We start from the raw sequence: 15,669 nt of genomic DNA on the forward strand, positions 1-15,669 counted from the left end.
AATTTGTGAAATTTGAAATTTTTAAAGACCCCCCAGATGCCGGTATTGTTGTAAAAGCTTCTTTACTTACGCTTGTTATCCTAATTTCTTATTTTTTAGGTCTTGGGATTAATAAGTTACTACAACTTTCTGATGATTATTTAAGTGGTATATGGTGTGCCGTATCCGCTATTGTGGTCTTTGATGACCTCCCAAAAAATGCTAAAAGTCTGATGAAAGACCGACTTTTGGGCACATTTGTAGGAGTTTTGCTGACAACAATAATAGTTTACTTTACTACAAATCTTTTTTTGTCAATTGGCATTGCATTGTTCTGTACCTGTATTTTTATTTCTGTTTTTAAATGGACAGGAGCGTTAAAAATTGGATGTATTACTGTTATTATTGTTGGATTGAGCACCCATGACAAAGCTTTTGAAATTGTCTGGCGGTCAGGATTAATGCGTTTTCTTGAATCTGTTGCCGGATGTACTCTCTCTCTTGTCGCTACTATCGTCATAGAGCAAATAAAAATAAAAACGAACAAGTAATTTTTGAGAGAGCAAAGCATGACTAAACTAAAACAGTTTTTCCCGTTAGAAATATTAGATTTTGAAGAAGCTTCGTTTCACCTTACGATTCACGGTCAAAATTATTTTGAGCTGGTGTATATTTATGATGGAATGGGGATTCATCAGATTAATCAAAATCATCTTTCATATTGTTCAGGAGACTTATTTGTGATTTCTCCGGAGGATGAGCATAATTTTAAAATGGATACAAAAACCAGGGTCATCTGCATTAAATTTACAGATGACTATTTTAGCAGTAAAGAGCACTGGAAATTTCAAGATTATATGAATAACAATCCTGAAAGCATTATGAACAACAAAATCTTGAAGGAAGTTAAATTAGAATTTAGCCCGGAAATTCATCAAATACTACGAAATACAATTGATAATATACTTCTTTACAACAACTCGCATAATGTTGTTACATCACCTGTCGTTTTTCATCAGGTGCTTTCTGTTTTCGGCATTATTAAGGAAGCTATGCAGGATATGTCGCTTAACGGAAATGACCATTTTCCAGCAAGGGAACAATTGATTTCATATATCCATCAGCACATTTACATTCCTGACAAAGTAAAAATAAAGAATATTGCTTCACATTTCAACATTGCCACTACGTATTTCAGTGCCTATTTCAAACGTAATTTTGATATAAATTACCGAGAATACCTTAATCATTACCGTTTGATGCTTATTAATAAAAGACTGAAATCTGGACAATTTAACATGAGCCAAATTGCTGAAGAATTTGGATTTAATGATGAAAGCCATTTTTCTCATTTTTATAAGAACAACACAGGTCACAGTCCATCTCTTTATGATCTTTCTAAAAAAAAGAAATGACACAAGGAATTATAAAAAATAATTTTATTACAAAATGAGTTCATTAATCGGTCAAAATCTACTTCTCATAGCCAAACAAACCTGCCAAAAGTATAAGAGTAATTATCCTTATTAAATTCACTGTTCACAGCAAAATGAAGAACAATTATGGAAGTAATTGTAACCCTCCAAAAAAAGACAATCTAGAAAAATTTGTGATAAACTGTATTAGTGTTTTCAGTTCATAAAATAAAGAACTCTGGAAAATATCCTGTGACCATCCATGCTCTAATCAAATGTGCAATAATAATGAATTTCCTTTTGAATTTTATAGCACCGGTATGGTACGTTCGTTTTACATTATCAATGAGGATTTTAATAAAAAAGCGATATGACCCTAAAATAAAATTAGGGATAATCGATAGAGAATGAAAACAAAATAACACACAAAATGAATTGTCAATGTCTACTTGATCTTTTCAACAGCTGCTCGAACCTGCTGAAGATCGGGCTGTCTATCTATGCATTCCTGAACGCCCTCGGGATATCTCTCTAAGATGAATTCATTGAAATCCTTACAGCTCCTGAAAATATTGAACTGCTTGTCGTGGATGTTCCATACGATGCCTTTTCCCTTTATGGCGTTCTGTGCAATGGCAGCTCCACCGACTCCCCCCAGGCCATATCCCAGGCCCTGTTTCCATGAATTTGCCAACTCCAGCTCCATATATAGATAGTTATGGCCTCCAAAGAGCACCTGTCATTATAGACGAGTTACCGACAATTTATTTTAGAGGCTTGGACAATCTTATTGCAACGGCGAGAAGTAATAAGGTAGCGGTTTGCTTAGGCTTTCAGGATTTTTCCCAATTAATTCGTGACTATGGAGATAAGGAAGCTAAGGTAATTCAGAATACGGTCGGTAATATTTTTAGCGGTCAGGTCGTGGGCGAAACGGCAAAGAGCCTGTCAGAACGCTTTGGGAAAGTATTACAGAAACGCCAAAGTATGACGATTAACCGAAATGACAAATCAACTTCAATTTCTACCCAATTAGACAGTCTTATTCCAGCTTCAAAAATCAGTACACTTACACAAGGTATGTTTGTCGGTTCAGTGTCCGATAACTTTGACGAACGTATAGAACAAAAGATATTTCACGCAGAAATTGTAGTAGATAACGAGAAAGTTGCTGCCGAAACAAAAGCGTACCAGAAGATACCGGAAATTTTATCCTTTGTCGATGAAAGGGGAGAAGATAATATGAAACGGGATATTGAGAACAATTATCGTCAGATAAAATTAGACATTGTTCATATCGTGGAAAGTGAAATGGAGCGTATAAAGAACGACCCGAATTTACAGCATTTGATACAGGAGGGATAATATTGAATTTTTAAATCATTTATTTTGAAATATTTTAAATTACAGCGTCTTATAAAAGAGAGCAGACTTTTTTATTAACTTTGTTAAGTGAAAAAAATGTTTTCAATATTATTATTGTCTGTGTATTTAATTTCGACAACTGAATTAGGTCAGTTATTGAAGTTTCCTATACTTATAGAGCATTATTTCGATCACAAAGAAAAAAATCCGGAGGTTACTGTTTTGCAATTTTTGGAAGTTCATTACGCCGGGAGCCATCTGGAAAACCATCCACACGATGACGATTATGAACAAGACAAACAATTACCGTTTATCGTACATATCGATGTTTTGAATATCAGTTTTGTACTTGTCCCCCCTTTTAGTTTTGATATAGAAACCAAAAAACTTGTAGGCAAAGAACCCAAAACCTTGCCTTTGGACGATACATTTTCTGATAACAATTACCGTTCTGCCATCTGGCAACCTCCGAAATTCTGTTAATCTTTTTTGATTTCCACGATGAATCCTTTCATCGTGCATTTGCTGTTTGATAATACTTTCATTCGGGCAGTCGGTGTATTTTGTGTCCGCCTGTAGGATTGATCATGTATTGGAAACGTCAAATCTCTTTATTTATCATTTACGATTAACAGAATAAATTATGCTTACAAAAATCATTGAGTTTTCTGTAAAGAACAAACTCATTATAGCATTATTGGTTCTTGGTTTAATCGGCATTGGCTCTTATCAGGTAAGCAAATTACCGATTGATGCTGTGCCGGACATTACCAATAATCAGGTGCAGGTTATTACAATCGCTCCGTCTTTTGGGGCAACCGATATCGAACGTCTGGTTACTTTCCCAATTGAACAGGCGAACTCCAATATTTCCGGACTCAAAGAAATCCGCAGTTTCTCCCGTTTCGGATTGTCCTTGGTTACCATTGTTTTTGATGATGGTATTGATGTGTATTGGGCAAGACAACAAGTGGCAGAGCGGCTGCAACAGGTTCAGAATGAAATTCCGCAAGGTATCGGAACACCGCAATTAGGGCCGATTTCTACCGGTTTGGGCGAAATCTATCAATATGTCGTTCGTCCTAAAGAAGGTTTTGAACAAAAATACGACGTTACGGAACTCCGTACCATTCAGGATTGGATTGTGCGTCGACAGCTACTTCAGGTCAAAGGCGTAGCGGAAGTCAGCAGTTTTGGCGGTAAATTGAAGCAATACGAGATTGCCGTGAATCCCGACCGACTTAATGCTTACGGCATTACCATCAATGATGTTTTTGATGCACTGAATGCCAATAACCAGAACACCGGCGGTGCTTATATCGAAAAAGGGCCAACCGTTCTCTACATTCGGAGCGAAGGTTTGGTGGGCAATATTGAGGATATTCAAAACATTTCCATTACCAATAAAAACAACGATGTACCGCTGTTTATCCAAGATGTAGCTGATGTCAAAATTGGTTTTGCCACCCGTTACGGAGCGATGACTTACAACGATCAGGGCGAAGTTTCGGGTGCGGTGGTGATGATGCTGAAAGGTGCCAACAGTAGTCAGGTCATCAAAGATGTAAAAGCCAAAGTGGCTCAAATCCAGAAAACCCTGCCCGAAGGCGTGGTGATAGAACCCTTTCTTGACCGTACCAAAATGGTGAATAATGCCATCAGCACGGTAGAGAGAAACCTTATGGAAGGTGCTTTAATCGTGGTATTTGTCCTCGTTTTATTTCTCGGAAATTTCAGAGCCGGCTTACTCGTGGCTTCGGTGATTCCACTAGCAATGCTTTTTGCCATTTGTATGATGAACCTTTTCGGGGTGAGCGGCAATCTGATGAGTTTGGGTGCACTGGATTTTGGATTAATCATCGACGGAGCGGTCATTATTGTAGAAGCCGTCCTGCATCAGTTATCCCTCAATCCTAAGTTCAAGAGCCTGCTGAAAATTCCGTCCAATGATATGGATAGTGTAGTTACAGAATCTGCCGGAAGAATGATGAACAGTGCAGTTTTCGGACAAATTATCATCTTCATTGTGTACATTCCGATCCTAACATTGCAGGGGATTGAAGGGAAAATGTTCCGCCCGATGGCAGAAACGGTGGCGTTTGCATTATTAGGTGCATTTCTGCTTTCCCTAACCTACATTCCGATGATGAGTTCGGTTTTGTTGAAGAAAAGAAGTTTAAAACCTTCGTGGTCGGACAGGGTAATGAAGAAAGTAGAAGCGCTTTATTTGAAAACCTTGCTGAAAGTTTTACGCATTCCGAAAACCATTTTTACCATAATCGGGATATTGTTCATCACGGCAATAATTCTGCTAAGCAGAATGGGCGGCGAATTTATTCCGTCTTTGGAAGAAGGTGATTTTGCGGTGGATACCCGCGTTTTACCGGGCAGCAACCTTACCACCACGATTGAAAGTACGCAAAAAGCAGCCCATATCTTAAAAACCCGTTTCCCCGAAGTGGAAAAAGTGGTCACCAAGATAGGAAGTGGAGAAGTGCCTACCGATCCGATGCCAATGGATGCTTCGGATATGATGGTCATTCTGAAAGACAAAAAAGAATGGACTTCCGCCAAAACGTTTTCCGAATTATCAGAAAAAATGAGCAAAGCACTGGAAGATGTGCCCGGTATTACAGTTGGTTTTCAGTATCCGGTAGCGATGCGTTTTAATGAACTGATGACTGGTGCAAGACAGGATGTGGTCATCAAAATCTTTGGCGATAATCTGGATTCTTTGGTGCAAAATGCCAACCAACTCGGTAAAATCATTGAAACGGTAAAAGGTACACAAAACCTTTATATAGAACCGGTTTCCGGGCTTCCGCAGGTGGTGGTAAAATACAATCGTCCCGTGATTGCTCAGTATCATCTTTCTGTTGCAGATGTCAATCGGGTGATTAATACCGCATTTGCCGGACAGAGTACAGGTTTGGTTTTTGAAGGCGAAAAACGCTTTGATATGGTAGTACGCCTGAATGCCAGTGACCGAAAAAACATCAATGATATTCAAAATCTATTGGTTCCAACACCTGCAGGCAATCAGATCCCGCTCAATCAGCTGGCAACCGTAGATGTGGTGGAAGGTCCCAATCAAATTCAACGTGAAAATGCACAACGCCGTATTGTCGTCGGCTTCAACATCAAAGACCGTGATGTGCAAAGCATTGTGGAAGAATTGCAGGGTAAAGTGGACAAACAGATTAAACTTCCGGCCGGCTATTCTATTACGTATGGCGGTTCTTTTGAAAATCTGAACAACGCCAAACAACGGTTGATGATTGCCGTTCCGCTGGCATTGGCATTGATATTTGTCCTGTTGTTTATGGCGTTCAAGTCGATTAAAGAAAGTCTTCTGATTTACACCGCCATTCCGTTGTCGGTCATCGGAGGTGTATTTATGTTGAATTTACGCGGAATGCCTTTCAGCATCAGTGCTGCCGTTGGTTTTATCGCTCTTTTTGGCGTAGCGGTTTTGAACGGTATTGTATTGATTTCAGAATTTAACCGACTGCATAAAAACGGCATTAGAAATATCGTCAGAATTGTGATTGATGGCGGCGAAAGCCGATTGCGTCCGGTATTGATGACCGCAGCCGTTGCCTCCCTCGGCTTTATCCCGATGGCAATAAGCACAGGTGCTGGAGCAGAAGTGCAGCGACCTTTGGCGACCGTGGTAATTGGCGGACTGATATTGGCCACTTTGCTCACCCTTTTTGTCCTACCGCTTTTATATGTCAATATCGAAAATGGATTTAAAATGAAAAAACCAAAATCCAAACATGTCGCCTCTGTTCTGTTGATTTTTATGCTGTTTTCAGGAATAAAAATGAAGGCACAAACCATAATTTCTTTAGATGAAGCCGTGCAAACAGCGTTGCAAAACAATCGCAACCTGAAAAATGAAAAACTGCGTTCGGATTATGCCAAAGCATTGATTAAAACTTCTAATGCCGATATTCCGCAAACCGCAGTTACAGCAGATTACGGACAAATAAATAGTGCATACAACGATATGAAATTCGGGATTTCACAGAGCATCGCTTTTCCAACTGTGTATCAGAAACAGAAAAATTTGCATTCCGAAGAATGGAAAAAAAGCCAGTTTAATGTTTCGCTTAAAGAATTTGAACTGAAAAAAGCCGTCAGCCAAAGTTATTTCCAGATGGTGTATTGGAAAGATAAGGAAAAATTGCTGAATGAAACGTTGCAACTGTACACCCAATTTTTAGACAAAGCCAGTTTGCGTTTAAAAGCTGGAGAAAGCAATATTCTGGAAAAAACAACGGCTTCCAACCAAAAATCGGCAATTGAGATTCAGTTGAAACAAGTGCAGCAGGAAATAAAAACCTTGCAGTTGCAGTTCAGTTGGTTGCTCAATTCCGAAACGGAATATCTTCCTTTGGAAAATTCCAGACCGGTTCTTTTGCTTCAGGAAAATGCTTCGCATCCCTTGTTACATGTATTGGAACAGCAAAAAACGGTTGCCGGCAAACAAACCGAAGTGGAAAAATCCAGACTTCTTCCGGATTTGCAAATCGGTTATAATCTCAATTCGTTCAAAGGTATGGGACCTGATGATAAACTGTATTCTGCTACACCACAGTTTCATTCGGTGATGGTAGGTGTTGGCATTCCAATATTTTCAGGCGGACAAAAGGCAAGAATTCACGCTTCTAAAGTGGCGGAAAGCATTGCGGAAAACGATTGGCATAATACGGAATTTGCATTAGAGAAAAAACAGCAACAGCTCAAGCAAATGTATCAAACGAATCTCGAAATCATCAACCGTTACGAAACTGATGAACTGAAAAATGCAGACATCATTACCAAAACAGCACAGCAACAATTCATTAACGGAGAAATCAATTATCTGGAATTTGTAATGCTCGTCAATCAGGCAGTTTTGCTCAAAAGCAATTATGCAGATGCCCTATTGAAACTAAACGAAAGCGTGGTTGAACTGAATTATATCACGATTCAGTAGTTGATGAACAGGATATTTTAAACAGTAAACAGAATTTTTCAAATCAATATATAATTAGACAAGAAAATGAAAATATTAAAATTATACGGTTCTTATTTTTTGGTCTTGATAGTACTGCTTTCCGCAGTTCAATGTCAACAAAAACAAGAAACCACCGCCACCAAAACTGCAAATCCGAAAGACGAAAACACGGTTATTTTCACCGATGCACAGTTACACAATACCCCCATTGAAACCGCGGAACTGTCGATGCAGCATATTTCCACCGTATTGAAACTCAACGGTAAAATTGATGTACCACCGCAAAATCTGGTTTCCGTAAGTACACCGCTGGGCGGCTATCTGAAAAGCACCCGCCTTTTGCCAGGGATGAAAGTAGTTAAAGGTCAGGTAATTGCCGTTATTGAAAATCCGCAGTTTGTACAGTTGCAGCAGGATTATCTGATGGCAAAATCCAAATACCACTTTGCCCAACTGGATTATAACCGACAAACTAAGCTCAACCAAAGCCAGGCAAGTAGTGATAAAGTGATGCAGCAGGCACAATCCATTATGAGCGATCAGAAAATTCTGATGAATTCCATTGCCCAGCAACTGAAGTTGGTCAACATAAATCCGGCTAAGATATCTGCCGGAAATATTCAGCAGAGCGTACCTGTCTATAGTACCATCAACGGTTTTGTGAGCAAGGTGAATGTGAATGTAGGCAAATATGTAACGTCTTCGGATGTGCTGTTTAAACTCATCAATCCTTCTGATATTCACCTCAATTTAAAAGTGTATGAAAAGGATTTGGAAATGCTGAAAACCGGGCAACAGATTGTGGCTTATACCAATGTAGATCCTTCAAAAAAATATGCCGGTGAAATTTTGCTGACGAGTAAAGACGTGGACGGAAGCGGCATGGCTGAGGTTAATTGTCATTTTGAAAAATACGATCCTGCACTCATTCCCGGAATGTATATGAATGCCGAAGTGAAAACAGAAAATTCTTTTGCCAATGCTATTCCGGAAGAAAGCGTGGTGGATTTTGAAGGGAAAAGTTATGTCTTTACAGAAACCGGGAAACAGACCTGGAAGATGGTCCCGGTCACATTGGGAATTTCCGAAAATGGCTTTGTTGAAATCCTCAACTTTGCTGATTTTCAAGGTAAGAAAATCGTGGTCAAAAACGCCTATACCATATTGATGAAGTTGAAAAATACCAGTGAAGATGAAGAATAACAGTCAGATAAAATCTGATATAAAAATTTAAAATAATGAGAAATTCAACAAAAATATTTACCCCGCTTCATCGTGGTTTACACTGGGGCACAGCTCTACTAATGACGGTTTTGTTTATCACCGGATTTCTTCGGATCAACTGGATGGGTAAAAAAGCCATTCTGGGAGCTATTGAAAAAAATATGCAAGGCATTGATTTAACCAATGAACAAACCATCGTAACAGTAAAAAGCATTCTGGACCCTATGTGGCAATGGCACGTATATGCAGCGTATGTTTTCTTTGTAATCATTGCGGTTCGCATCATTTATATGTTGGTAAAGGGCATTCGTTTTCCAAATCCTTTTTCGGCAAATACATCAGCAAAAGAAAAATTTCAGGGATTTATTTATCTGCTATTTTACTTGTTTGTGATTGTTTCATCCATCACCGGAGCCTACCTGAAATGGTGGAATGGAGACCTGAAAGATGCAATGGAAACCATTCATAAATGGGCAATTTACTGGTTTCCGATTTTTATTATTTTGCATTTTGGCGGGATTTGGCTGGCAGAAAAAACAGCTCAAAAGGGAATTGTTTCCAAAATGATTGGCGGAGATGATTAATAAATTTAAGAATGAGACATTTATTATTGATACTCATATTGTGCGTTTATCAATTGGGAATAGCACAAACGGATAGTTTGGTAACAGGTCAAAAGATGGATCAATCATTTGACCACGCCTATCAATTTAAATATAAAAAGCTGATTGTACCTTCTGTTTTTATCGGATACGGAATCCTAAGCCTGACGTCTGATGATCTGAAACAGCTGAACCGTTCCACCCAATATGAAATTGGGGAGCATCAGCCGGATAAAATAAAACTGGATAATTATACCCAATACGTACCTGCAATATTGGTTTATGGATTAAATGCTATTGGACTTAAAGGAAAACATAATTTGAAAGACCGAAGTATTATTTTAGGCACATCGTTGCTGATTTCAAGTGCTGTCGTATTACCTACCAAGCATTTGGTGAGAGAAGAACGACCAGATGGTTCTAATAATTTGTCGTTTCCTTCGGGACATACTACAACTGCTTTTACAACAGCACATTTTATGTTCCGTGAATATCAGGATGAAAATATTTGGTTAAGTTTGTCTGGTTATCCAATTGCTGTTTTTACGGGAGTTTATCGCATTTTGAATGATAAACATTGGGTGGGTGATGTGGTTGCAGGTGCCGGTATTGGAATTCTCTCCACAGAAGTTGCCTATTGGTTGTTCCCAAAAGTCAGTCAATTATTTTCAAAAGATCATAGCAAAAATAGTGCTCTTGTATATCCGTTTTATCAAAATAAAACAATGGGATTAGGTTTGTCTTTAAACTTTTAAAATTATAAAAATGAAAAATATATATAAATTCATTATCGTTCTCAGCATTGCCTTAGTGGCACTTGTTCTGGAATTTATCCTGAAAGAACCGCATTATGCTAAAATCTTAATTACGGCAACCGGCATTTTGATGTCCATTGTTCTTCTGAAAGGAATGATCGACGTGCTTCGTTCCGGGAATTTTGGCGTGGATATTTTGGCGATTTCTGCCATTGCTGCAACCTTAGCTGTTGGTAATTATTGGGCGGCACTCATTATCCTCATTATGATTACCGGAGGTGATTCGTTGGAAGATTATGCCCAGAAAAAAGCCCGGAAAGATTTAAAATCATTGCTTGATAATACACCCCGAATTGCTCATAAAAAAACAGGAAACGATTTACATGATGTTCCTGTGGAGGATATTAAAATCGGTGACATCATCATCGTAAAACCCAAGGAAATTATTCCCGTGGACGGAATTTTACTGAGTGCAGAGGTGCTGCTGGACGAATCTTCGCTCACGGGCGAATCCAAACCCGTCAACAAAACCAAAGGCAACAGCTTATGGTCGGGTTCGGTGAATGGTTCGGGAGCCATTACCATTCAGGTTTCCAAACTCGCCAAAGACAGCCAGTACCAGCAACTCGTGCAATTGGTGCATAATTCCGAAAAAGAGCCGGCACATTTTGTGCGAATGGCGGATCGGTACGCTTTGCCTTTTACCATCGTTGCTTTTTTAATTGCCGGAATTGCTTATTTGATTACCAAAGATCCCAACCGCATTGCCGAAGTGTTGGTGGTGGCTTCGCCCTGCCCGCTGATTCTGGCGGCTCCCATTGCCCTGATAGCCGGAATGAGCCGTTCCAGCAGAAATGGGGTGGTGATAAAATCCGGGACTGTCATCGAAAAACTGGACAGAATGAAAGCCATCGCCTTCGATAAAACCGGAACCTTAACCAAAGGCGATCTTACTGTGGACGACATCATCCCGGAAAATTCTTATTCGCAAGACGAACTGATTGATTTTGTAGCCAGCGTAGAACAGCAGTCTTCCCACGTTTTGGCGGTTTCGGTGATGAAATATATCGGGGATAAACCGATTCCTCTGGCAACAGATTTAAAGGAAATAGAAGGAAATGGTATTGAAGGAAAAGTAAACGGCAAACTGGTGAAAGTGGGTAAACTGAATTTTGTAACGACCGAACCCATTTCAATTAAAACGGAAAAAACCTCGTTATTTGTTTCGGTGAATGACAAATATGCAGGGGAAATCACCTTTACCGATGAAGTGCGCCCCGAAGCCCGGCAAACCATTGCCCAATTAATAAAAATGGGTATCCAAAAAATTATGATGATTTCCGGCGACAAGCAAAGTATTTCTGAAAACATTGCCAAAGAAATTGGCATTACGGAAGTGCACGGTGGCTGTTTGCCGGAAGACAAACTGAAAATCCTGAAAAGTATGCCCGACGAATTTCGCCCGGTTGTAATGGTGGGTGATGGCGTGAACGATGCACCGTCGTTAACCGTTGCCGATGTAGGCATTGCGATGGGTGCTAAAGGATCGAGTGCCGCCAGCGATTCGGCTGATGTGGTGATTTTAAGAGACAATCTGCAAAAAGTGAGTGATACTATTCTCATTTCCAAAGAAACGATGAAGATTGCCCGTCAATCCGTTTTCATTGGCATTGCCGTTTGTACCGTGCTTATGCTGATTGCAGCCTTCGGTGTTTTACCGGCATTGATTGGTGCAGGATTGCAGGAAGTGGTGGATCTGATTTCCATTACCTCGGCATTAAGGGCTTTGAAGGACAGAACGTAACCACAACATTTGTTAATTGTCAGGAAAACCTTCAAAGGTCGCTGTTCAAGCAAAATAAAAACGTCCATAAAGACCGAAGGGTCGATAATGACCTGTTGAAAGGCATAAAGGGTTGTTAAAAAGAATCGCTTCTAATTAAGCAATTTTAAAAGGGGATTGTCATTCCTTTTTATTCGCCACGCAGCGGAGAGCTGCCCGTATCCGTTCAGGACGGTAATTATATACTAAATTTTCCAGTAGACGAGTACACTGAAGTATCATTGACTGACGAGCTGTTAACAGCTACCGACAAAAAACCTATAGCCGCATTTAAAGGAAAGACAGATTATATGCTGGTATTTGAAAAGGAAGAGGATGTTGCTTCTCTACTCCCTGATTTAGCGAAAATTGCCAAAATAAATGCACGAGGAATTATTGTAACCGCCAAAGGTAATCAATATGATTTCGTTTCCCGCTTTTTTGCTCCGGCATGTGGCGTTAACGAAGATGCCGTATGCGGTTCTGCACATACAACGCTCACTCCTTATTGGGCTGGACAATTAGGCAAAACTGAATTACTCGCTTTTCAACTTTCAGAAAAAACAGGCGAAGTACATTGTAAGATATTGGGTGACAGAGTTGAGCTGGGAGGAACAGCCGTACTGTATTTGAAAGGCGAAATATTCATCTGATAAAAATGGTGGAATGAGTATAGAATCAGCTAAAAAACATTTAAGCAAATGGAATATTTGATATAATAAAAAAGAACTACCATTGAACCAAAAGAATGCCCAAACAAGGTTAATTTGTTTTATCCCGTCTCTATTCTCAGCTGTTCCAGATCCTCGACTAGTACCATAAGATTCAAAGTGTTGGCAATCGAATCGGGCACTCTCGAGAGCAGACTTCCCCTCTGGTCATACAGTAGAAAACTATTCGAATGCGTATTATTTCGAAATGCATCTACAAGATAATAGAAGTTGTTTCCCGGTCCACCATGAAGGGAAACCACGGTATCACCATGTCCAATGGATGTTACGTAAAGTTTTGCTTTTGAATCAGCGGAAGGCAAGTACCTGGAGTTCATATCAAGTACATCAAGGATATCCTCAACAGATCGCTCTTGGCTCTTTAATCCCGGTGTAATCAAAAATAGTACAGTAATTAGAGACAGGATTTTTATTATTTTCATAACGAATTGGAGCATTGGTCAAAATCGAAATCACTAATAGTCAAATTCTCACGTTGAGTGTATAATGCCGCAAGGAATGTGCCATATTGCTTATTCGGAGGATGACTTTTCGAAGTTTACAGAGGATGTTTTGACTTTTTTAACCACACCATCATCATAAAAATCAATGTTTTCTATGGGGTTTTGTTGTAATCCAAAGGAATAAGAACCATACACCAAAAGCTACACTGAATCCGATCCAAGGAGACTTCATGCTGATCGCAGCAAAGAACCCGATTGTTGACAAGAAACACGTTAAAAAGAATAAAAGTAAATTTTTCATGAGTAAAAGTTTAAATATTAAAAAATTAAGTCTGTATCCAACGAATTGTAATCGTTGGATACAAATCAAGTTAAGCAGCTTTACCTGCTTATTTCTTTCTTCCTAATCAGTTCCAAAATTTTAGGCTCTGATTTCCTCAAGAACTGCATTACTTTATTTTGGACGTCATCTATAATTCTCCAATCCTTGGCGATATAAATATCTGTAACACGATTTCCATTATCGACATGGTTGAGTGCTAAAGCAACATCATCTTTACTCATCCTACAGTCATTTCTAGCTGTATTTGCGAAGGTATGGCGCGCACCATAAAGCGTTACTACCTGTACACCCGAAAGTTCTCGGAGTTTCTTCATTCCATGTTTTAATGAGGAATTGAAAGTGGTCAGGCTTGAATGTCTTTGTGATAACTTTCCAATATATTTCTCCAATAAAGGTTTAGCTTCATCAATTATCCTTATACTAATAAATGCTCTGTCTTTTCGTTTCCCCTTAGTTTTAGATCGATTGTAGTCAACCCGACCATTTCGAACATTGTCAGTAGATATTTTAAATAAATCAACAGCATTCATCCCGCACAAATAGAATGAGAGCATATATAAGTCCCGAGCGAGTTCAGCCCTAGTGTTAGGTAACACTTTACAATCTCGAATTCTAATAACCTCTTCAAGATTATTATTTCTATTTTCGGTAAGAGGAGCTGAACCTACCTTATATTTTTTGAAGGGATAGTGTTTAATCAATATAATGCCCAGATCTTCATTATTGTAATGGTTCAACGCTTCATTAAATAATGTACGAAGATCTCTCATATAATTATATAAACTATTATCCGAAACAGGCTTTGAAACAGTAGAAACGGGCTTTCCCAACTGGTTTATTCTTGTTATTGTCCGTTCAGATTTCAAGTAACGTTCAAACTGAACGAGCATATTAAAATGTATTTCATTTATTGAGACAGTTTCCCGATTAAAAAAATCAATGAGGTGGTTACGGACTGATCGATGGTTAGCGGCAGAACCATCACGACCGTCATCCTTCTCTTGTTGAATACAGTTCGCACAGAACTTGATAAAATCAATTTCTTCATCTATATTTTTGAGATAATCCCTTAATGAACCCGCGGTGAAAAAGTCAAGCTTCTCCTCGAGCTCGCTGATCGTTTTACGGTAGTCCTTTAGTTTCTTGTCAACTATTTCAAGGACAAAAGGATCTTTAATACTAAATTCTTTTTTTCCTTTCACCTTGGTGAGTTGTTTTAGGGAAAGGAAATGAGGAGTGTCTATAATTTTTTTTTCCTCTTTGTGATAGACCCTAATTTTCACATTGTAGGTTCCATCTGCTTTTTTGTGGTGTTCATAAACCTTTGCGCTTACGGTTGCCATAATCTTTTCATTACCACGAAAACCTTTGTGACGTATTTGTGACGGTTTTACGTGAAGTTCAACAAAAAACTATGCAAAACACACCGTTTTGAGGTTTTTCAAAACGTGTAGGGAGGATGTTCCAAAACCACCCTAAGGAAAGCAAAAAAGCCGTTTTACGCAAGTAAAAACGGCTTTTTTAGATAGTGACCCCGCTGAGGCTCGAACTCAGGACCCACAGATTAAGAGTCTGTTGCTCTACCAACTGAGCTACGAAGTCTTTTGAAACATCAAAGTTAATAGTCATCTCAAAAAAATCAAATAATTATTATTGATTTTTTTGAGATCCTGACATTTAAATAACTTTTAAAGTTGTTGCAAAGCCAGACTTTTTATAAAGTACACAAACAATTAAATTTGTTCCAAAATAATTCTTTTACTAAAATTCAAGTTAAGACAAAATCCTAAACATTAATTCAAAAAAACTAAAAATACAAAATGTAAATAAAAATTTATTTTGAAATAGACTTTACTTTCTATAAAAATATCCGGGTAATTGGTTTTCCTTTTTAGTCAACTTAAATCTAATTTAATAGAAATTTAGGTATAGGGTACTGAAAAAAATATAGTTCTGACATTCATAGAATAATTCACAAACAACTA

Annotated in this window: 12 protein-coding genes, 1 tRNA gene and 1 pseudogene; 10 read left to right on the forward strand and 4 right to left on the reverse strand. The window is 38.7% G+C overall.

All coding sequences use genetic code 11. The features are described 5' to 3' along the window. The first annotated feature begins 5 nt into the window (after positions 1-5). Both ACF3OC_RS19145 and ACF3OC_RS19150 read left to right on the forward strand, forming a co-directional pair. Positions 6-530 (forward strand): FUSC family protein, encoded by a 525-nt coding sequence (locus ACF3OC_RS19145; protein ID WP_045754274.1) that lies wholly within the window; start codon positions 6-8, stop codon positions 528-530. A gap of 18 nt (positions 531-548) precedes the next feature. Next, positions 549-1,394, forward strand: a complete 846-nt coding sequence (locus ACF3OC_RS19150) for an AraC family transcriptional regulator (RefSeq protein ID WP_045754275.1) — start codon at positions 549-551, stop codon at positions 1,392-1,394. Positions 1,395-1,839: 445 nt separating this feature from the next. On the opposite strand, the gene ACF3OC_RS19155 is transcribed toward ACF3OC_RS19150, so the two are convergent. Beyond that, positions 1,840-2,100, reverse strand: a complete 261-nt coding sequence (locus ACF3OC_RS19155; protein ID WP_045754276.1) for a hypothetical protein — start codon at positions 2,098-2,100, stop codon at positions 1,840-1,842. 29 nt (positions 2,101-2,129) lie between these two features. Here ACF3OC_RS19155 and ACF3OC_RS19160 point away from each other — a divergent pair. The 8 genes and pseudogenes from ACF3OC_RS19160 to ACF3OC_RS19195 form a co-directional block, all read left to right on the forward strand. After that, a pseudogene (locus ACF3OC_RS19160) lies at positions 2,130-2,759 on the forward strand (TraM recognition domain-containing protein); the annotation flags it as partial. A gap of 96 nt (positions 2,760-2,855) precedes the next feature. Next, the gene (locus tag ACF3OC_RS19165; protein WP_045754278.1) at positions 2,856-3,242 is read left to right on the forward strand and encodes a hypothetical protein; all 387 of its coding nucleotides are present in this window, start codon (positions 2,856-2,858) and stop codon (positions 3,240-3,242) included. A gap of 160 nt (positions 3,243-3,402) precedes the next feature. Further along, positions 3,403-7,743: a CusA/CzcA family heavy metal efflux RND transporter gene (locus ACF3OC_RS19170; RefSeq protein ID WP_094258357.1), complete on the forward strand. Its 4,341-nt coding sequence runs from the start codon at positions 3,403-3,405 to the stop codon at positions 7,741-7,743. Between the two features lie 66 nt (positions 7,744-7,809). Next, positions 7,810-8,967 (forward strand): efflux RND transporter periplasmic adaptor subunit, encoded by a 1,158-nt coding sequence (locus ACF3OC_RS19175; RefSeq protein ID WP_086946604.1) that lies wholly within the window; start codon positions 7,810-7,812, stop codon positions 8,965-8,967. A gap of 35 nt (positions 8,968-9,002) precedes the next feature. Then, positions 9,003-9,572: a cytochrome b/b6 domain-containing protein gene (locus tag ACF3OC_RS19180; RefSeq protein ID WP_094258358.1), complete on the forward strand. Its 570-nt coding sequence runs from the start codon at positions 9,003-9,005 to the stop codon at positions 9,570-9,572. 11 nt (positions 9,573-9,583) lie between these two features. Further along, positions 9,584-10,345 carry a phosphatase PAP2 family protein gene (locus ACF3OC_RS19185; protein WP_093099842.1) on the forward strand — a complete coding sequence of 254 codons (762 nt, stop codon included), beginning with the start codon at positions 9,584-9,586 and terminating at the stop codon, positions 10,343-10,345. A 10-nt stretch (positions 10,346-10,355) separates the two neighbouring features. Next, positions 10,356-12,149 (forward strand): heavy metal translocating P-type ATPase, encoded by a 1,794-nt coding sequence (locus ACF3OC_RS19190; RefSeq protein WP_093099843.1) that lies wholly within the window; start codon positions 10,356-10,358, stop codon positions 12,147-12,149. 221 nt (positions 12,150-12,370) lie between these two features. Next, a complete protein-coding gene (locus tag ACF3OC_RS19195) occupies positions 12,371-12,820 on the forward strand; it encodes a PhzF family phenazine biosynthesis protein (protein WP_256962586.1) in 450 nt (149 codons plus the stop codon). A gap of 119 nt (positions 12,821-12,939) precedes the next feature. On the opposite strand, the gene ACF3OC_RS19200 is transcribed toward ACF3OC_RS19195, so the two are convergent. The 3 genes from ACF3OC_RS19200 to ACF3OC_RS19210 form a co-directional block, all read right to left on the reverse strand. Beyond that, entirely contained in the window at positions 12,940-13,320 is a 381-nt protein-coding gene (locus ACF3OC_RS19200; protein WP_277711767.1) for a hypothetical protein, read from the reverse strand. 402 nt (positions 13,321-13,722) lie between these two features. Beyond that, entirely contained in the window at positions 13,723-15,027 is a 1,305-nt protein-coding gene (locus tag ACF3OC_RS19205; RefSeq protein ID WP_094258361.1) for a site-specific integrase, read from the reverse strand. A 186-nt stretch (positions 15,028-15,213) separates the two neighbouring features. Further along, positions 15,214-15,286: transfer RNA gene (locus ACF3OC_RS19210), tRNA-Lys, on the reverse strand. Positions 15,287-15,669: the final 383 nt, after the last annotated feature.

Origin of the sequence: Sphingobacterium cellulitidis, assembly GCF_043187465.1 — a bacterium.
Lineage (GTDB): Bacteria > Bacteroidota > Bacteroidia > Sphingobacteriales > Sphingobacteriaceae > Sphingobacterium > Sphingobacterium cellulitidis.